Below are 19,046 nucleotides of genomic sequence, written 5' to 3' on the forward strand. Positions count from 1 at the left end.
TAATCACTCCCTCCTACTCGATTCTGAGCCTGTTACTCCTGGTAAAAGCCGAGTTTCATTTGATGCAGATCCAGGACTGATTTTCCTAAGAATTTCAAATGAACAAAACAGTATGTATCAAGCCGGTATCTCGATCCCATATAGTGCAGAGTATAAAATTCAGCCACCAAATAAAGCGCTGTTGCAAAATATCGCCAGTCGGACAGGCGGTCAAGTTATATCAACTCCTGAGCAAGCCATGCGTGATATAGATTATAAAAGCTCAGAGAGTAAGAGCGTACAAAAATGGCTAATTCTAATTGCCATGCTCCTGTTTTTTGTTGATATTACGCTAAGCCGATTTGGTTGGCGAATGCTCTCACGTAAATGGAAACGAGATAGACCTGAGCAACTTTCAACTACCAGTGAAACGAATGTAGCTCAGCTTTTAAAAAGGAAGAAGAAACGCTAAAAAGGTTGTTCCAGAAGTTTACACTTCTAGGAACAACCTTTTTATAATGGAATTGGAATTGTTGATTTTCTATAAGATAACGTGGCAATAAAGAAACAAATGACTAAGATCAAGGTACCTGCTATATAAGGGAAACTCATATTGATGTCAAATAGGATTCCGGCAAGTGCGGGTCCCACCATATTACCCAAACTCATATATGCATTGTTCATACCTGCTGCAAACCCTTGTTCATTGCCAGCTTGTTTTGAAATCAGCGTATTCACTGCGGGTCTTAGTAATGAAGCGGCTGTAAAGAAAATGCTTGATACGATTAAAATTGGCCAGAAACCATCCACAAAAAGAACAGAAATCATTGCAAGAGCAGAAACAAGTAAATTCACTAAAATAACTTTCATTTCGCCAAAGCGTTTAAACAATTTATTAATGACAAACGTTTGGACTATTACACCTGCAAAACCACCTACTGTAATCAAGGCAGCAATTTCTCCAGGTGTAAATCCATATTTTTTATCAACATACAATGAAATCGTTGCTTGAAAGTTTGAGAGACCAAAGGAGAAAACTAGTACAACTATTAACATGACAAAGTATGGAGTTGTCGTTGATCGTTTCATTTGATTTAACAAATTTTCACGTTTGATTGGCATACTCGTTTTGACGACTGCAGGCCTAGTGTTTGGAAGAACAAACATGGAGATTGCTGCTGCAACTAAAGATGCACCAGTTGCGAAGTAAAAAGGAAAATGAATGCTAACTTCTGCTAGTAAAGCACCTATAGCAGGACCAATCATAAACCCGAGAGACATTGAAGCACCGAGTAATCCCATCCCCTTGCCACGTTCGTCCTCAGTTGTAATATCCGCAACAAACGCCATCATTGGAGGAATGAGGAAGGCTGCACCTACACCACTAAAAAAGCGAGCTAAAAATAACATCCAAAGTTCTGTAGCTGCCCCAAACATTAATTGAGATAAACCGAAAATAATAAGACCTATAATAATTAATTTCTTCCGACCAAATTTATCTGATAAATCACCAGCAAGTGGTGAGAAAAGAAATTGAGAAAAAGCAAACATGGCAATTAAAAATCCAAGTGCTTGTCCAGCAACACCAAACGTTCCAAGGTATTCGGGCATAATCGGTATTATTAATCCGATTCCTGACATTGCAATAAACATGTTGAACATTAACACATATAATGCAAAGCGATTAGACTTACTCGCCATTTTACATCCTACTTTCTATTCCTAACTGTTTCGAGTCTCTAATTTTAACACAAAACTAAAGAAAAGCCATTCATTAAACCTGCTTATATATTATCTAATTTATTGCAAATGTGATTTATTTATAAATTTTGGAATATTATATTATATTATATTTTTTATGGATATTATCAATTGAAATGAAAGAAAATGAAAGAACATGTAATCACGCTTTTGACAGATGAATCATTTTCAAAGCCTTTTCCATTTTTCTAGCCGATATATATGGTACCATTAAGATTAGAAGGAGTGACGGTATTGGGTAAAACGATGATGTTATTTTTAGATCCAAAAGTACGAAAACATAAAAAGAAACAAATAGAAGGAACATTTTTACTAGTTGATGAACGTGTCATTGCGATTGACGAACTCATGGATTACTGTAATGACTGTTTTGAACCTTTGTCTTATCATAAAGAATTCGATGCTTGTTACTGTGAGCCTTGCAATGCTTGGAGAGAAGAGGCATGTACAGATCCTACTTGCGAATATTGTGAGTTAAGACCTAAGCGACCTTTATCATAAGGCCGATTAGGTCTTTTTTTTAAGAATATAATTCTTGAAAACAATCCATACTAACTAATAGACACGATTTGGACGAAAAGACTATATACCTGGTATTGTCTAATACCGTTGAATTGATTTGCAGGTAAGATTTTGTTATTCTAGAAATTGTGCTAATACGAATATAAATCGTTGGTAAATTAAAATCTTGGAGGTTTTCACATGACTGAACGTATGGTAGGTAAACAAGCACCCCGTTTTACAATGGAAGCAGTGCTAGCAGATAAGTCTTTCGGAAAAGTAAGTTTGGAAGAAAATATGAAACAAGATAAATGGACAGTATTGTTCTTTTATCCAATGGATTTCACGTTTGTATGTCCAACTGAAATAACTGCGATGTCAGATCGTTTTGACGAATTCGAAGATTTAGACACTGAAATCATTGCGGTTTCAACTGATACTATTCACACACACTTAGCTTGGATTAACACAGCTCGTGAAGATAATGGATTAGGCGAACTTAAATATCCATTAGCAGCAGATACAAATCACCAAATTTCTCGTGAATATGGTGTGTTAATTGAAGAAGAAGGAATTGCACTTCGTGGACTATTCATCGTCAATCCTGAAGGTGAAATGCAATATCAAACCGTTTTCCATAACAATATTGGCCGTGATGTAGATGAAACTCTACGTGTATTACAAGCCCTTCAAACTGGTGGTCTTTGTCCAGCAAACTGGCGCCCTGGTCAAAAAACACTGTAATTTTGTATTTCAAAAAATTGACTGTGAATACTATTTTTAATTAGACATCAAGTTCCCCCACGCATACGATACGCTGTGGGGATTTTTACTTTTAGCTTAAAGGAGGAAGAAAGATGAAATTACGCTCACCTATGCCTAACTTAACAGGCGCAACCACGTGGTTAAATGGAGAAGTTTCAAGAAACCAATTAATCGGAAGTAAACCGACTCTCATACATTTCTGGTCTGTCAGCTGTGGACTTTGTAAAGAAGCAATGCCTGAGGTCAATGCCTTTCGCGATCAATACAAAAACGAATTAAATGTAATTGCTGTTCACATGCCACGATCAGAAAAAGATATGGATTTAGATGAAATTAAAAAAGTCGCGTTACATCATGATATTACGCAACCGATCTACATTGACAACGAGATGAAATTAACAGATGCTTTTGACAATCAATATGTTCCAGCTTACTACGTGTTCGACAAAGACGGTCAACTGCGTCACTTCCAAGCAGGTGGAAGTGGTATGAAAATGCTTGAAAAACGTGTCAATCGTGTACTAGATGAAATGCGCAACGCATAATAGTATTAAAAAATATATAAGGTTTTGCAATACCACAATTCTTAGAGTTGTGGTATTTTTTGTTGGAAATATAATAGAAAATATACTTAGGAAAAGAGAACTAAATTTGCATTCAAGTAAACCGTTGATTTATTAAAATTTTTCCTGTGAACTCCAAATAAATAATAGCTATTTTCCAAGTAAATCCCCTTAAATTTAGATTAAAGAGAAATATCAGTCAAAAGGGGGTAGTCATTTATTTCGGAATCCGATATATTTAATACTATGTCTTTTGATTAGGGGGAAAAAACTTGGAAACTTTCAAAAAATTGAAAGAATATTACTGGCCAAATAAACATTTATTCTTTTGGTCCTTGTTCATGCTTCTCATTACGTTGGTGATCACTGTTGCGTATCCCATCATTTTGCAACAAACGATTGACCGTGTTATTAAGGGAGAGCAATATGAATTAGCTTGGGCACTGGCAGGAATTTTTATGGCACTAATGATTATTAAAGGAATTGCCACGTATATAGGACAATATACAGGTGATATGTTCGGGATACGCTCAGTTTACGAGTTGCGAAATGCGTTATATGCAAAATTACAACGTTTACCGTTCAAGTATTATGATAATGCGAAAACGGGTGACTTAATGTCACGATTAACTGCAGACGTAGAGGGTTTTCGATTCTTCTTATCATTCGGATTCGTGGAGTTATTTCGTTTAATATTTCTTGTATCCGTGTCGTTATGTGTCATGTTTTACTATTCCGTCTCATTAACATTTGTCTCCATGGCTGCGATGCCATTATTAATTGTTGCGGTGTTTCGTTTTGATAAACTCGTACATCCTGCATTTCGAGACATTCGAAAATCATTCGGAAAGCTAAACACGAATGTCCAAGAAAATATTAGTGGCATTCATACGGTAAAGTCACTTTCACGTGAATCATTTCAAATTGGAAAATTTAATGAGTCAAACAGTGATTATAAAGGTCGTTATTTATACACAGCTGAAATTTGGGCAAAATATTTTCCTGTGATGGAGTTTCTCGGAAATATCAGCATTGTCTTTTTATTCGGCTATGGAGGATTCCTTGTTATGGGTGGGCAATTGACCGTCGGAGAACTTGTGGCATTTTATAGTTTACTTGGCTATATTATTTTCCCAATTATGAACTTAGGTTTTACTGTCAATTTATTTTCTCAATCAAAGGCTTCAGGGGAACGTTTATTAGAAGTATTAGAAGCACCAGAACCAATACAATCTAAAGAAAATGCAGTGGATGGATCAGGTATGAAAGGTCATGTAACTTTTGACCATGTCTCACTCCAATATCGTGAAGAGGACCTAGTTGCATTAAAGGATATTAATTTGACTGTAGAAGCCGGAAAGCGTGTCGGCTTAATCGGTGCGACTGGTTCAGGAAAAACAAGCTTAACGCAATTGTTAACCCGGTTTTATGAGCCAACAGAAGGGTCAGTCAAGATTGATGGTATCCCTGTTGATGACTATTCGTTAACTTCATTACGTTCAAAAATTGGATTTGTATTACAAGAATCATTTCTATTTTCTTCGTCCATTAAAGCTAATATTTCTTATGGACGACCGGATGCCACAATGGATGAAATCATTGATGCAGCAAAACGTGCTAATGCACATGAATTCATATTGGAGCTACCAGAAGCTTATGATACGATGCTTGGGGAGCGGGGGCTAGGTTTATCAGGTGGCCAAAAACAACGGATAGCAATCGCAAGAGCGTTATGCCAAAACCCAGCTATATTGGTACTCGATGACGCGACAAGTGCTGTAGATATGAAAACAGAACTTCATATTCAACAAGCATTAGATGAAGTCATGAAGGGTCGAACAACATTTATTATTGCTCACAGAATTTCATCTGTAAAACATGCAGATGAATTGATTGTTTTTGAACATGGAGAAATTGTTCAACGTGGAACGCATGAGCAATTAATTAAACAACCCGGGCTTTATAAACGAATTTATGAAATTCAATACAAGGACCAACTCGAAAATATTTATGCATAGAAAGGCGGAATCACAATGACAAAAAAAATTAATCCTAGTGTTTTAAAACGATTCCGCTACTCTTCGGATGATGTAATTGATGCACCATTTAATTGGTCCCAACTCGCTCGTTTATTTACCTATGTAAAACCTTACTCACGTTCATTACTACCAAAAGCATTTATTGCTGTTACGATTACGACACTCATTAGACTTCTTATACCCATATTGATAGGAGTATTTGTTATCGATAAAGCGTTAGAGAACAAAGATGGTCAGATGCTTTGGATTCTTGTCGGGTCAATTGCAGTATTATATATTATTAATACCATTGCCAATCGTTTTCGAATAAGGTGGATGAATGAACTTGGTCAAAACGTGATCTACGATTTGCGAAAACATTTATTTACGCATGTACAATGGCTATCACATCGGTTTTTTGATCAGCGGTCTGCAGGTTCAATTTTAGTACGAATTATGAATGATATTAACTCGCTCCAAGAACTATTTACAAATGGTGTTATTAATTTGTTAATGGATATTCTTCTCCTTGTTGGTGTTCTCATCATTCTATTTACACTAAGTCCACCACTGGCGCTAGCTGTACTCGTTATTTTGCCATTGATGTTTTTCATATCGACGACGTTACGTAAAAATATTCGTCGATCTTGGCAAGATGTGCGTATGAAACAATCGAAAATTAACTCGCATTTGAATGAAAGTATTCAAGGAATGCGTATTACACAATCATTTACACAGGAAAATGAAAACATGGCTTTCTTTAATGGAATTAATGAAGAAAGTTACGAATCATGGCGTGTGGCAACGAAAAAGAACGCGTTGTTCCGTCCATTCGTTGAAATAACAAATGCAATTGGATCTGTGGTATTAATACTATACGGCGCTTACTTGATTAAAAATGGTCAACTTGATCTTGGAGCTTTTGTCGCTTTTGCTTTTTATCTAGGAATGTTTTGGGAGCCTATTTCACGTTTAGGCATGGTATATAGCCAACTATTGATGGGAATGGCATCATCTGAACGTATTTTTGAATTTTTAGATGAACAGCCATTAGTTCACGAAAAAGAAAATCCCCAAAAAATCAATCAATTAAAAGGTCTTATTGAATTTGAGCATGTAGAATTTGGTTATGAAAAAAACCGATTGGCATTAAACGGAATTACACTTGAAATGAAAGCTGGAAAGACAGTAGCACTCGTTGGGCATACCGGTTCTGGTAAAACAACGATAGCCAATTTAGTATCACGTTTCTATGATCCGACCAGTGGTGTTGTTAAAATGGATGGGGTGGATATTCGCGATTTATCATTAAGTGATTTACGTGAACAAATCAGTATTGTGTTGCAAGAAACATTTATTTTCTCGGGTTCAATTCTGGAGAACATTCGTTTTGGTAATCCACATGCAACAGATGAAGAAGTGAAAAATGCGGCACAAGCTGTTGGAGCGAATGGGTTTATTGACCGGTTGTCTAAAGGTTACGATACTGAAGTAGAAGAGCGAGGGAATATATTATCCGTTGGTGAGCGACAGTTGTTATCATTTGCTCGTGCAATTCTTGCTAATCCTAGAATTATTATCTTAGATGAAGCAACTGCATCCATTGATACAGAAACGGAAATTCAAATTCAAGTGGCATTGCGCACTCTTTTGAAAAATCGAACTGCAATCATTATTGCACATCGTTTATCTACAATACGTGAAGCAGATCAGATTATAGTTTTGGAAAATGGTAGCGTACTTGAATCAGGAAATCATGATTCATTAATGAAAGACCGTGGTCATTATCACCACCTTGTAATGGCCCAATTTGAAGACGTGTTAAATTGAATTTGAGCGTCTTTCAAAGTTGTGATACACTATGTGCAATCGTTGCTTAACGGAGGTTGAAGGATGAAGAAAGAATTCGTAGTTATTGGTTTAGGTCGATTTGGTGGAAGCATTGTTCGAGAGCTTGTTGAACAAGGCGCAGATGTCATGGCCATCGATAAATTTGCTGAACGTGTTGATGAATTTGCATCAATTGCGACACAAGCCGTGGTCGCTGATACAACGGATGAATCAGTCTTGAAATCACTCGGAATTCGTAATTTTGAACATGTAATTGTAGCTATAGGAGACGATATCCAATCAAGCATACTAACTACTCTTATGTTAAAAGAAATCGGTGTCAATAAAATCACCGTAAAAGCTCAAAATGATTATCACGAGAAAGTATTGCGTAAAATCGGTGCTGATCAAGTCGTCCATCCTGAACGTGACATGGGAATTCGTATAGCTAATAATATGATTTCAAATAATGTCTTGGATTATCTCGAACTATCAGATGAACATTCCATAATGGAGATTAAGGCAAATGAACTGTTAGCTGGTTCGACATTAATTGATCTTGATATTCGAGCGAAATATGGTATAAACATCGTAGGGATTAAGCGTGGAGATGATATCCTCGTATCTCCGCAAGCGGATGAAGAAATTCTTATTAATGATATTTTAATTGTTATCGGGGCAGACGCAGATATTATCCGATTTGAAAAAAAAGCAATGCACTAAAGAAAAGCGAAGCAGGCTACTATAGATCGACACCGGTGCTGGAAGAAACTCATGCGGAAACTTGTTTCCGCATGAGTTTAGGAAGGAAGTCTAATTGCGCGACATCGTGTCGCAACGCCTTCATGACCCACATCCTGTGGTCCCAAGATTAGGTGCGATCTGGCCTGCGGAGCTAGACACTAAAGAAAAGCGAAGCAGGCCACTATAGACCGACACCGGTGATTTCTGACCGTTAATAGGGACCTTGGTTGGTGGTGGATAGTGTCTAACAAACACAAAAAAAAGCTGTGCAGTTTATCACAATAGGTGATAGCTGCACAGCTTTTTTCTTGTTATTAAACTTCCATTATAACTGGTAAAATCATTGGGCGACGCTTTGTTTTTTCATATAAATATGGTCCTAATACATCTACAATTTCACTTTTCAATTCAGAAAAAGGAATATTATTTGATTGAATTGTTTTTTGTAAATGACGATTTAACATATGTTGAGCTTCATTAATCATTGCTCCAGATTCACGCATATAAACGAATCCACGAGAAATGATGTCTGGTCCAGAAACAATCTTCTGACGTTCCTGATCTGTACTCACCACAACAATAACTAAACCTTCTTCAGATAAAATTCGACGATCACGTAATACAACATTGCCAACATCACCAATTCCACTACCATCAATGTATACATCACCAGATGGGATACGACCAGCAACTGCTGCTTCGTTTTGGCTTAGTGCCAAGACATCGCCATTTTCCATAATAAATGTATTCTCTGGTTTAACATCACAATCAATAGCTAGTTCCGTGTGTATTTTTAGCATACGATACTCACCATGAATAGGCATAAAGAATTTAGGTTTCATTAATCGTAACATCAATTTTTGTTCTTCTTGGGAACCATGGCCTGAAGTATGGATGTTACTTAATGAGCCATGAATGACATCTGCTCCTGCACGGAATAACAAGTTGATTGTACGGTTTATGCTACTGCGATTTCCTGGAATAGCAGAAGAGGAAAAGATAACCGTATCTGCAGGTTGAATTTGAATTTGACGATGTGTTCCATTTGCTATACGAGACAAAGCCGCCATAGGCTCACCTTGACTACCTGTACATAAAATCATGACTTCACTTGCAGGGAGACGATTTAATGTTTGTGTATCAACAAATGTTTCATTCGGTGCAATGATATAGCCCAGTTCACGTCCAATATTTATTGCGTTGTCCATGCTTCGACCAAATACAGCGATTTTACGACCATGACGTATTGCAGCTTCTACCACTTGTTGTACACGAAAAATATTAGAAGAAAACGTTGCGAAAATAATACGTCCATTTACTTTGCGGAATATTTCCGATAAGCTTTCTCCGACTTTTCGCTCTGACATTGTGAATTCAGGTACTTCTGCATTTGTACTATCTGATAATAAACAAAGCACGCCATCACGACCAATTTCAGCCATTTTGGTAATGTTAGCAGGTTCTCCTACAGGTGTGAAATCAAACTTGAAATCTCCTGTGTGAACAATGTTTCCAGATGGTGTTTTAACAACTATTCCAAATGCATCTGGAATACTGTGTGTCGTTCTGTAAAAACTAACAGAAGTTTTACGGAATTTAATAATTTCATCTTCCGTAATAACGTGCATTTTTGTCGTACGAAGTAGACCGTGCTCTTCAAGTTTGTTGCGTAACAAACCAAGCGCAAGTTTTCCGCCGTAAACAGGCACATTCAATTGTTTTAGTAAATAAGGAATACCACCGATGTGATCTTCATGACCGTGTGTAATAAATAGACCTTTAATCTTGTCTACATTTTTCACAAGATACGAATAATCAGGAATGACATAGTCAATTCCAAGTAGTTCATCTTCTGGAAATTTAATACCTGCATCAATTAATATTATTTCATCTTGAAATTGGATACCGTATGTGTTTTTGCCGATTTCGCCCAGTCCGCCTAGTGCGAAAACCGCTGTTTGGTCATTCTTAACAAATTTCATATAGTTTACTGTTTCTCCACTATAAAGTTTTCGTTAGCTTGCTCATAGGTTAAATGATTACCTTCAAGTAGCTGAACAAATTCAACATTATAGTTGCGATCCTTTAGTGCGAAGCGAACTTCGCGTTCAGAAGCTGCTTCAATGTATAGGCTTTTTGTGTTTTCGCGAACTGGCACTTCAAGCGGGTTTTCTTGATAAAATACTTTGTAAATCATCTTTTGCTCTCCTTTTTCACGTTCATAATAATTTCACTCTCTTTATATTATCACGAGCCTGTTTTAAAATAAAGAAAAGCCCTACTATAATTAGCAGGGCAAATAATTATGCAATTAGTTTTTTCCCGAGTATGCCGCCTAGCCGTCTCAATAATTTCCTTTTTAGACGCTTTAACATGGGCAAATCACTCCTTATTCATATTATACAGAAAATTCAGACTTTTGTAAAGAGTACTTGTCTTTAGTACAATTCATGCAATAGAAAGGATGAAAGGAATGAAAAAAGTTTTATTTTTTGATATAGATGGAACACTGTATGATTCTAATAAACAATTACCAATAAAGGCGAAGGAAGCCGTCTTTGAAGCAAGAAATAGGGGGCATGAAGTGGTTATTGCTACCGGACGTGCACCATTTATGATTCAAGAAGTTTTAAAAGAGTTAGAGATTGATTCTTACATTTGTTTTAATGGTCAATATGTTGTCTATCAAAATAAAGTGATATCTCACAATGAAATTAGTCCAATTCAACTAAAATTGGTTTCAGATTTTGCTAGAGAACATAATCATCCTATGGTATATATGAATGCAGAAAAAATGATTTCATCTATTACATATCATCCACAAATTGAAGAAAGTATGAACAGCTTAAAATTTCCGCATCCTAATTTCGAAGAAAATTTTATTGTGAACAACAAAATTTATCAAGCACTGCTGTTTTGTTCAGCGGAAGAAGAACTAGCTTATCAAGAAAATTTTCCTCACTTGAAATTTGTAAGGTGGCATCGTGTATCTGCTGACATCTTACCTAAAGGTGCGTCAAAAGCAAACGCTGTTAAGTTCATATGTCAAAAATTCAATATTGATATAAAGGATACAATTGCGTTTGGAGACGGTTTAAACGATATTGAAATGTTAGAAGCAGTAGGATATGGAGTTGTTATGGGAAATGGTCACGAAGAAGCCCTAAAACGCGCTAATTATGTGACAACTCACGTGGATGATGATGGTTTAGTCAACGCGATGAAATATTTAAAACTTATTTAAAAGGTAAAAAGGTTCCCAAGAACTGGGAACCTCAAATTATTTATCTTCTTTTTCCTTTTCAAATGGGACTGAATTAGGAATTTCTTCAAATGGATTTTCTTTATTAATACGATCGAAGAACATCACACCGTTCAAATGATCAAGTTCATGTTGAAAAGCAATTGCAGATAAACCTTTTAACCGTAGTTTAAATTCTCTACCATCTGGATAAAAGCCTTTGGCAGTAATACGTGCATATCTAGGAACGTATCCTTCAATAACACGATCAACAGATAAACAGCCTTCGCCCACTGTAATATAGGTTTTTTCGACCGAGTGACTAATGATTTTAGGGTTTATGGCAACTAAGCTCAACTTAGATTCATTATCTTGCAAATGAAGTGCAAACATTCGCTTCGCTACATTGACTTGAGGTGCAGCAATACCAATTCCAGGACGCAAATCATAACGGGCAAGCATTTCTGCATCTTGACTATTCTTTACATAATCATGTAAGTCCTGTGCTAATTTTTCGTTTTCAGTAGATAAAGGAAATTGTATTTCCTGCGCTTTTTGTCGCAAAGTGGGATGTCCTTCGCGGATAATATCTTTTAGTTCAAACATTCAAGTCTTCCTTTCCAATAGTTACTATCTATTAAGTATAGCGAAGGATGGCATCCATGCAAATGAAAAGAGGAATTTAGAAATATTGAAATATCTTCCTTGAGAGGATATAGTATAAAAAGGTTTAGGGGGCTATTCAATGAAAAAAATCGTAATTGGCACTTTTCTTTCCACTTCGATAATACTTTCAGCATGTTCTATAGGAGTAACTACAGAAGAAAAGTTATCAGAAACATTAGCAACAATATATGAAGAAGAGCAGGGATATCGAGACGCACAACAACAATTGACTGTCTTAGAAAAGAAAGAACAAAGTACTTTTAACTCAAGCATGGAATTGACACAAGAACAACAAGAAGAAGTGTCAATAAAAGTAGAGGAACTAAAATCTTCTTTAATGGAAAGATTGACTTTACTTAATGAAGAGAACGAATCGATTGAAAGCGCACTCGCTTCTTTATCTTCATTTGATAGTCTAATAGATGATGTAAAGGAAGAAGAAATAAAAACGTCATTAATTGATTTGAAATCATTAATTGAAACTCGTTATCAAGCACATGATGTTGTTAGTAAAGAATATCAAAAATTAACTGACTTACAAACTGTACTCTACGATATGCTAGTGGATGAAGAAATGGAACAAGCTCAACTTCAAGAACAAGTATTAAAAGTAAACGAACAAAATGATATTGTACAATCTTCAATTAATGAATTTAACGAAGAGACAATAGAATTAAATGAATTGAAAGTTTCAATATATGATTCTTTGGATGAAAAGTGAAAGGACTTCCAAGTGAAGTCCTTTTTTATGTAAAATGAGGGGTTTCAAAAGTGTTATCTTTTATAGTACAGATGTTCATTTGTACTAGTACAGATTTTATTTGAGTGAATATTTAATAAACAGTAAGTTGTTATTTCACTAGAGTTACACATGATTGACCACCAATTTAAAGTTGAGTATACTAGGTAAGAATGGACATTGTATCACTTGATTATAAAAGATTTTTTAATACAGTTAGTTAAAGGAGAGTGTTAATATGGCAGCAAAAAATGCCAAGCAATTAGGCCCAGTAGAAACACTTCATGCGATTGAAGAAAAGTTTGAAATGTTTCAAATTTTGAACGAAGAAGGCGAAATCGTAAACAAAGATGCTGAAGTAAACTTATCTGATGATGATTTAGTTGAGTTAATGCGACGTATGGTTTACACACGTATTCTTGATCAACGTTCGATTTCATTAAATCGTCAAGGACGTTTGGGTTTCTATGCACCAACCGCTGGACAAGAAGCATCACAACTTGCATCACATTTTGCTCTTGAAAAAGAGGACTTCATCCTTCCTGGATATCGTGACGTACCACAAATGATTTGGCATGGTTTGCCACTTTCTCAAGCATTTTTATTCTCTCGTGGCCATTTCATGGGTAACCAGATTCCTGAAGACGTAAAAGTAATCCCACCACAAATTATTATTGGTGCTCAAATCGTCCAAGCTGCTGGAGTAGCACTTGGTATGCAAAAACGCGGTAAAAAATCTGTTGCAGTTACATACACAGGTGACGGTGGTTCTTCACAAGGTGACTTCTATGAAGGAATGAACTTTGCAGGTGCATTCCGTTCACCAGCAATTTTCATTGTTCAAAATAACCAGTTTGCTATTTCAACACCACGTGAATTACAGACAGCTGCTAAAACAATTGCACAAAAAGGGATTGCGGCTGGAATTCCAAGTATCCTAGTTGATGGAATGGATCCATTAGCAGTATACGTAGCAACGCGTGATGCGCGAGAACGTGCTGTGAATGGCGAAGGTCCAACATTGATTGAAGCCTTATGTTACCGTTATGGACCTCATACAATGGCTGGAGATGATCCAACTCGATACCGTACGTCTGAAACAGATTCTGAATGGGAAAAGAAAGATCCTATTGTACGTTTCCGTATGTATTTAGAAGCGAAAAAGCTTTGGAATGAAGAAAAAGAAAACGAAGTAATTGAGCAAGCAAAAGAAGAAATTAAAGCTGCTATTAAAACAGCTGATGCTGCACCAAAACAAAAAGTAACTGATTTAATGGAATTCATGTATGGCGACGAAATGCCATTTAACTTAAAAGAACAATATGAAATCTACAAAGAGAAGGAGTCGAAGTAACCGATGGCACAAATGACGATGATTCAAGCAATTACGGATGCACTCCGTAATGAACTGAAAAATGATGAAAACGTCCTCGTCTTCGGTGAAGACGTTGGAAATAACGGCGGAGTATTCCGTGCAACTGAAGGATTACAAAAAGAATTTGGGGAAGATCGTGTATTCGATACACCTCTTGCAGAGTCCGGTATTGGCGGTTTAGCAGTAGGCTTATCATTAGAAGGCTACCGTCCTGTTCCTGAAATTCAATTCTTTGGTTTTGTTTTTGAAGTAATGGATTCGATCAGTGGTCAATTAGCTCGTATGCGTTTCCGTAGTGGGGGTAAATACCATGCTCCAGTTACAATACGATCACCATTTGGCGGTGGTGTTCATACTCCAGAAATGCATGCAGATAGTTTAGAAGGCTTAATGGCTGCTCAACCAGGTTTGAAAGTAGTTATTCCTTCTTCACCTTACGATGCAAAAGGATTATTAATTTCTTCAATTCGTGACAATGACCCTGTTATTTTCTTGGAACATATGAAATTATATCGCTCATTCCGTGAAGATGTACCTGAAGAAGAGTATACAATCCCTTTAGGCGAAGCAGCAGTAAAACGCGAAGGAAAAGACTTATCAATTATTACGTACGGCGCTATGGTACACGAAAGTTTAAAAGCTGCAGAAGAGCTTGAAAAAGAAGGCTTCTCAGTAGAAGTAATTGATTTACGTACCGTACAACCATTAGATATTAAAACAATTATTGCTTCTGTTGAAAAAACAGGACGTGCAATCGTTGTACAAGAAGCACAGAAACAAGCTGGTATTGCAGCGAATGTCGTTGCAGAAATTAACGAGCGTGCGATATTAAGTTTAGAAGCACCCGTTCTTCGTGTAACTGCACCAGATACTATATTCCCGTTCTCTCAAGCAGAGACAGTATGGTTACCGAACTCAAAAGACATTTTTGAAACAGCGAAAAAAGTATTAACATTCTAATAGACACTATCAACAGAAAGGGTGATTTTTGTGGCATTTGAATTTAAATTACCAGATATCGGTGAAGGTATACACGAAGGTGAAATCGTTAAATGGTTTGTAACCGCAGGTGATACTATAGAAGAAGACGATATTTTATGTGAAATCCAAAATGACAAAGCAGTTGTAGAAATTCCATCACCGGTTACTGGGAAAGTAGAAGAAGTCCTAATAGGTGAAGGAACAGTTGCGACAGTTGGACAAGTATTAATTCGTATTGATGCACCAGGGTATGAAGACCTGAAGTTTAAAGGTGATCATGAAGACGAGCCTAAAGCAGAAGAAAAAACAGAAGCTCAAGTTCAAGCGACTGCAGAAGATGGTCAAGCAGTAGAAAAAGAAGCGACTCCTGTTGTAAAAGAGCAAGCTCCTAAAAAAGAAGCTTCTGAACCAACTAAAGCTGCTCCTAAAGCAGAATCAACAGCAAAAGCTGAAAAAGATCCAAATGGTCGCATAATTGCGATGCCTTCAGTTCGTAAATTTGCTCGCGACAATGATGTAGAAGTTTCTCAAGTTAACGGGTCAGGTAAAAATGGACGTGTGATGAAAGAAGATATCGAAGCGTTTATGAATGGTGATCAATCTTCTGAAACAACGACCCAAGATTCTGTTGTTGAGAATGATGAAACAGCTACTGATAAAAAAGATGAAAAAGCAGCTAAACCGGTAGAGAAGACTTTAGAAGGCGAATTCCCTGAAACACGTGAGAAAATGTCTGGTGTACGTAAAGCAATTGCGAAAGCAATGGTTCACTCAAAACATACAGCACCTCATGTGACCTTAATGGATGAAGTTGATGTTACAGAACTTGTTGCACATCGCAAAAAGTTCAAAGACTTGGCTGCGGAAAAAAATGTGAAATTAACGTACTTACCTTATGTAGTAAAAGCTTTGGTAAGCACATTGCGTGATTTCCCAGAATTTAATCGTTCATTAGATGATGAAGCTGGTGAAATTGTTCAGAAACATTATTTCAATATCGGAATTGCTGCTGATACCGAAAAAGGTCTGATGGTGCCTGTTATTAAACATGCAGATAGAAAATCAGTATTTGCGATTTCAGATGAAATCAACACACTTGCTGGCAAAGCACGTGATGGTAAATTATCACTTGCTGAAATGAAAGGTGCTTCATGTTCGATTACGAATATTGGTTCAGCTGGTGGACAATGGTTCACTCCAGTTATTAACCATCCAGAAGTTGCTATTCTAGGAATTGGTCGTATTGCAGAGAAACCAGTCATTAAAAATGGTGAAATTGTAGCGGCTCCTGTGTTAGCATTATCTATGAGCTTTGATCATCGAATGATCGACGGTGCGACTGCTCAGCACGCATTAAATAATATTAAACGTTTGCTTAGCAATCCAGAACTTTTATTAATGGAGGCGTAAAAAATGGTAGTAGGAGATTTTCCAATCGAAACAGATACGCTAATTATTGGCTCAGGCCCTGGCGGTTATGTTGCAGCAATTCGTGCAGCTCAAACCGGCCAAAAAGTAACAATCGTTGAAAAAGAACATATTGGTGGCGTTTGTTTAAACGTTGGTTGTATTCCATCAAAAGCGTTAATTTCAGTCGGTCACCGTTTTGAACAAGCAAAACACTCGGATGATATGGGGATTACAGCATCTGAAGTTACTATCGATTTTTCAAAAGCACAAGCGTTCAAAGACAGTGTCGTTAAGAAATTAACGGGTGGAGTTGAAGGTTTATTAAAAGGAAATAAAGTGGATGTTGTTCTTGGTGAAGCTTACTTTGTTGACGCAAACACGATTCGAGTAATGGACGAAAAATCATCACAAACGTACAAATTTAAACATGCAATTATCGCAACTGGATCTCGACCAGTTGAAATTCCATCATTCAAGTTTTCTAAACGTGTCTTGAGCTCTACAACTGCATTGAGTCTAACTGAAATTCCGGGAAAACTAGTTGTTATTGGCGGCGGTTATATCGGAACTGAACTTGGTACAGCTTATGCAAACCTTGGTTCTCAAGTAACTATTGTTGAAGGCGGAGACGATATCTTAGCTGGTTTTGAAAAGCAAATGACATCAATTGTCAAAAAAGGCTTGAAGAAAAAAGGCGTGGATATTGTCACTAAGGCAGTAGCTAAAGGCGTTGAAGAAACAGAATCTGGCGTAATTGTTACATTTGAAGCAGGCGGCGAAGAGAAGAAAGTCGAAGCGGATTATGTATTAGTAACAGTTGGTCGTCGTCCGAACACGGATGAGATGGGTCTTGAAGAACTGGGTATTAAAATGGGCGAACGTGGTTTGATCGAAGTGGACAAACAAGTTCGTACAAGCATCGAAAATATTTTTGCAATTGGTGACGTGGTTACAGGACTTCAACTTGCTCATAAAGCTTCTTATGAAGGTAAAGTAGCAGCTGAAGTAATTGCAGGACAAACTTCTATAGTGGATTATTTAGCCATTCCAGCTGTTTGTTTCACAGATCCGGAACTAGCAACAGTTGGTTTAAACGAAGAGCAAGCTAAAAAAGAAGGCTTTGAAGTTATGGCTGGGAAATTCCCGTTCGGAGCAAACGGTCGTGCGTTAGCATTAAACGCTCCTGAAGGCTTCGTTAAGCTTGTTTCACGTAAATCTGATGGTTTACTGCTTGGTGCTCAAATCGTTGGTCAAGGTGCTTCTGATATGATCGCTGAGCTTGCATTAGCAATTGAAGCGGGCATGACGGTTGAAGACATTGCCATGACAATTCACGCGCATCCAACATTGGGAGAAATCTCAATGGAAGCTGCTGAAGTTGTAATGGGTCATCCAATTCACATTTTATCTAAATAATTTCTTGTTGCCGTACAGCAATTCTGCTGTACGGTTTTTTTGTTTTCTTTAATATATCTAGAAATATTTATGGGAATTATGCTAAAATGACTGTCGAAAGGGTTATGGTGATACATATGAAATACATAAAATTAATGACTGTGAGTTTGTTAGCATTGATGTTAGCGGCATGCGGGGAAACAGAAGCAGAAAAGAAAACACCCGCATCAGCTCCTGTACAACAAGAAGTTGAGGAAGAAGAAGAAAGGGTAGATGAAGAAGCAAGTGAAGAAGCAAGTGAAGAAGCTATTGAAGAAGAGTCACCTGCATCAGCTACTGCCGATCCCTTATATGCATTAAATAAAGCAAATTGGTCGTTTAAACCAATTGCTGATGCACCGTCAAAAGTAGTGCTTTTAACTATTGATGATGCACCAGATAAACGGTCTTTAGAAATGGCGAAAAAGTTAAAAGCATTAAACGCACCAGCAATATTTTTCGTAAATGGACACTTTGTAGATACCGATGAAGAAAAAGCTGTATTAAAAGAGATTTATGATATGGGCTTTGCAATTGGTAATCATACACAAACGCATGCAAATTTAAAGAGTTTGTCTGAGGAAGAACAACGAGTAGAAATCATGAAAATAAATGAGACAATCGAAGAGATAACGGGTGAAAAACCAAAATTCTTCCGTGCGCCATTTGGAGTGAATACAGATTTCAGCAAAGCGCTAGTTGAAGAGCAAGGCATGCTGTTAATGAATTGGACCTACGGCTACGATTGGGAAGCAAAATACCAAGATGCTGATGCTTTGACCGATATCATGGTCAATAGTGAGTACTTAACGGAAGGTGCAAACTTATTGATGCATGATCGTGTATGGACCGCTGCTGCTTTAAAAGGAATTGTGGAGGGACTTAGAGGGAAAGGTTACGAAATGATTGATCCAGCAACAATTCAAGGTGTAACTATTGAATAATACGAATAAGCAATAAATGTAGTGGCAAAATATATAATTCCTATTAACAGTATCTATATAAAAAGGCTGAGCATGATCCGCAAAAACGGAAGCTC

General features: G+C 37.0%; 17 protein-coding genes and 1 pseudogene. 14 read left to right on the forward strand and 4 right to left on the reverse strand.

From position 1 onward, the window contains the following. A pseudogene (locus C406_RS20660) lies at nt 1–451 on the forward strand (VWA domain-containing protein); the annotation flags it as partial. 41 nt (nt 452–492) lie between these two features. Here the strand turns inward: C406_RS20660 and C406_RS0105015 are convergent. Beyond that, nucleotides 493–1,680 (reverse strand): MFS transporter, encoded by a 1,188-nt coding sequence (locus C406_RS0105015; protein WP_017379501.1) that lies wholly within the window; start codon nt 1,678–1,680, stop codon nt 493–495. 261 nt (nt 1,681–1,941) lie between these two features. Here C406_RS0105015 and C406_RS0105020 point away from each other — a divergent pair, with 261 nt between their 5' ends. From C406_RS0105020 to C406_RS0105045, 6 genes are all read left to right on the forward strand, one after another. After that, the gene (locus tag C406_RS0105020; RefSeq protein ID WP_237740514.1) at nt 1,942–2,241 is read left to right on the forward strand and encodes a hypothetical protein; all 300 of its coding nucleotides are present in this window, start codon (nt 1,942–1,944) and stop codon (nt 2,239–2,241) included. Between the two features lie 201 nt (nt 2,242–2,442). Further along, the gene (locus C406_RS0105025; RefSeq protein WP_017379503.1) at nt 2,443–2,985 is read left to right on the forward strand and encodes a peroxiredoxin; all 543 of its coding nucleotides are present in this window, start codon (nt 2,443–2,445) and stop codon (nt 2,983–2,985) included. A 113-nt stretch (nt 2,986–3,098) separates the two neighbouring features. Further along, on the forward strand, nt 3,099–3,551 hold the full coding sequence (locus C406_RS0105030; protein ID WP_017379504.1) for a TlpA family protein disulfide reductase: 453 nt from the start codon (nt 3,099–3,101) through the stop codon (nt 3,549–3,551). Nucleotides 3,552–3,841: 290 nt separating this feature from the next. Next, complete coding sequence (locus C406_RS0105035; protein WP_017379505.1) at nt 3,842–5,587, forward strand: ABC transporter ATP-binding protein; 1,746 nt, start codon at nt 3,842–3,844, stop codon at nt 5,585–5,587. A gap of 15 nt (nt 5,588–5,602) precedes the next feature. Then, on the forward strand, nt 5,603–7,417 hold the full coding sequence (locus C406_RS0105040) for an ABC transporter ATP-binding protein (RefSeq protein WP_017379506.1): 1,815 nt from the start codon (nt 5,603–5,605) through the stop codon (nt 7,415–7,417). Nucleotides 7,418–7,480: 63 nt separating this feature from the next. Beyond that, entirely contained in the window at nt 7,481–8,140 is a 660-nt protein-coding gene (locus tag C406_RS0105045) for a potassium channel family protein (RefSeq protein ID WP_017379507.1), read from the forward strand. Between the two features lie 335 nt (nt 8,141–8,475). On the opposite strand, the gene rnjA is transcribed toward C406_RS0105045, so the two are convergent. Both rnjA and C406_RS0105055 read right to left on the reverse strand, forming a co-directional pair. Continuing rightward, on the reverse strand, nt 8,476–10,143 hold the full coding sequence (gene rnjA / locus C406_RS0105050) for a ribonuclease J1 (RefSeq protein ID WP_017379508.1): 1,668 nt from the start codon (nt 10,141–10,143) through the stop codon (nt 8,476–8,478). Between the two features lie 5 nt (nt 10,144–10,148). After that, a complete protein-coding gene (locus C406_RS0105055) occupies nt 10,149–10,358 on the reverse strand; it encodes a DNA-dependent RNA polymerase subunit epsilon (protein ID WP_017379509.1) in 210 nt (69 codons plus the stop codon). Nucleotides 10,359–10,634: 276 nt separating this feature from the next. On the opposite strand from C406_RS0105055, the gene C406_RS0105060 reads away from it, so the two are divergent. After that, nucleotides 10,635–11,405 (forward strand): Cof-type HAD-IIB family hydrolase, encoded by a 771-nt coding sequence (locus tag C406_RS0105060; protein ID WP_017379510.1) that lies wholly within the window; start codon nt 10,635–10,637, stop codon nt 11,403–11,405. A gap of 36 nt (nt 11,406–11,441) precedes the next feature. Here C406_RS0105060 and def read toward each other — a convergent pair whose 3' ends face one another. Then, nucleotides 11,442–12,008 (reverse strand): peptide deformylase, encoded by a 567-nt coding sequence (gene def / locus C406_RS0105065; RefSeq protein ID WP_017379511.1) that lies wholly within the window; start codon nt 12,006–12,008, stop codon nt 11,442–11,444. 139 nt (nt 12,009–12,147) lie between these two features. Between def and C406_RS0105070 the strand changes: the two genes are divergently transcribed. The 6 genes from C406_RS0105070 to C406_RS0105095 all read left to right on the forward strand — a co-directional run bounded on the left by C406_RS0105070 (nt 12,148) and on the right by C406_RS0105095 (nt 18,951). Continuing rightward, nucleotides 12,148–12,789, forward strand: a complete 642-nt coding sequence (locus tag C406_RS0105070; protein ID WP_017379512.1) for a YkyA family protein — start codon at nt 12,148–12,150, stop codon at nt 12,787–12,789. A gap of 256 nt (nt 12,790–13,045) precedes the next feature. Next, on the forward strand, nt 13,046–14,161 hold the full coding sequence (gene pdhA / locus C406_RS0105075) for a pyruvate dehydrogenase (acetyl-transferring) E1 component subunit alpha (protein WP_017379513.1): 1,116 nt from the start codon (nt 13,046–13,048) through the stop codon (nt 14,159–14,161). A 3-nt stretch (nt 14,162–14,164) separates the two neighbouring features. Continuing rightward, entirely contained in the window at nt 14,165–15,142 is a 978-nt protein-coding gene (locus tag C406_RS0105080) for an alpha-ketoacid dehydrogenase subunit beta (RefSeq protein WP_017379514.1), read from the forward strand. Between the two features lie 30 nt (nt 15,143–15,172). Further along, complete coding sequence (locus tag C406_RS0105085; RefSeq protein ID WP_017379515.1) at nt 15,173–16,573, forward strand: dihydrolipoamide acetyltransferase family protein; 1,401 nt, start codon at nt 15,173–15,175, stop codon at nt 16,571–16,573. Nucleotides 16,574–16,576: 3 nt separating this feature from the next. Further along, nucleotides 16,577–17,989, forward strand: a complete 1,413-nt coding sequence (gene lpdA, locus C406_RS0105090) for a dihydrolipoyl dehydrogenase (protein WP_017379516.1) — start codon at nt 16,577–16,579, stop codon at nt 17,987–17,989. 116 nt (nt 17,990–18,105) lie between these two features. Next, the gene (locus tag C406_RS0105095) at nt 18,106–18,951 is read left to right on the forward strand and encodes a polysaccharide deacetylase family protein (protein WP_017379517.1); all 846 of its coding nucleotides are present in this window, start codon (nt 18,106–18,108) and stop codon (nt 18,949–18,951) included. Nucleotides 18,952–19,046 lie beyond the last annotated feature (95 nt).

Origin of the sequence: Paenisporosarcina sp. TG-14 (assembly GCF_000297555.1) — a bacterium.
GTDB classification, from domain to species: Bacteria; Bacillota; Bacilli; order Bacillales_A; family Planococcaceae; genus Paenisporosarcina; species Paenisporosarcina antarctica.

What these genes read in the sequence shown, in the direction of transcription:
- C406_RS0105015 (WP_017379501.1), bottom strand. Translation starts at nt 1,680, where the DNA reads ATGGCGAGTAAGTCTAATCGCTTTGCATTATATGTGTTAATGTTCAAC.
- C406_RS0105020 (WP_237740514.1), top strand. Translation starts at nt 1,942, where the DNA reads ATGGTACCATTAAGATTAGAAGGAGTGACGGTATTGGGTAAAACGATG.
- C406_RS0105025 (WP_017379503.1), top strand. Translation starts at nt 2,443, where the DNA reads ATGACTGAACGTATGGTAGGTAAACAAGCACCCCGTTTTACAATGGAA.
- C406_RS0105030 (WP_017379504.1), top strand. Translation starts at nt 3,099, where the DNA reads ATGAAATTACGCTCACCTATGCCTAACTTAACAGGCGCAACCACGTGG.
- C406_RS0105040 (WP_017379506.1), top strand. Translation starts at nt 5,603, where the DNA reads ATGACAAAAAAAATTAATCCTAGTGTTTTAAAACGATTCCGCTACTCT.
- C406_RS0105045 (WP_017379507.1), top strand. Translation starts at nt 7,481, where the DNA reads ATGAAGAAAGAATTCGTAGTTATTGGTTTAGGTCGATTTGGTGGAAGC.
- rnjA (WP_017379508.1), bottom strand. Translation starts at nt 10,143, where the DNA reads ATGAAATTTGTTAAGAATGACCAAACAGCGGTTTTCGCACTAGGCGGA.
- C406_RS0105055 (WP_017379509.1), bottom strand. Translation starts at nt 10,358, where the DNA reads ATGATTTACAAAGTATTTTATCAAGAAAACCCGCTTGAAGTGCCAGTT.
- C406_RS0105060 (WP_017379510.1), top strand. Translation starts at nt 10,635, where the DNA reads ATGAAAAAAGTTTTATTTTTTGATATAGATGGAACACTGTATGATTCT.
- def (WP_017379511.1), bottom strand. Translation starts at nt 12,008, where the DNA reads ATGTTTGAACTAAAAGATATTATCCGCGAAGGACATCCCACTTTGCGA.
- C406_RS0105070 (WP_017379512.1), top strand. Translation starts at nt 12,148, where the DNA reads ATGAAAAAAATCGTAATTGGCACTTTTCTTTCCACTTCGATAATACTT.
- pdhA (WP_017379513.1), top strand. Translation starts at nt 13,046, where the DNA reads ATGGCAGCAAAAAATGCCAAGCAATTAGGCCCAGTAGAAACACTTCAT.
- C406_RS0105080 (WP_017379514.1), top strand. Translation starts at nt 14,165, where the DNA reads ATGGCACAAATGACGATGATTCAAGCAATTACGGATGCACTCCGTAAT.
- lpdA (WP_017379516.1), top strand. Translation starts at nt 16,577, where the DNA reads ATGGTAGTAGGAGATTTTCCAATCGAAACAGATACGCTAATTATTGGC.
- C406_RS0105095 (WP_017379517.1), top strand. Translation starts at nt 18,106, where the DNA reads ATGAAATACATAAAATTAATGACTGTGAGTTTGTTAGCATTGATGTTA.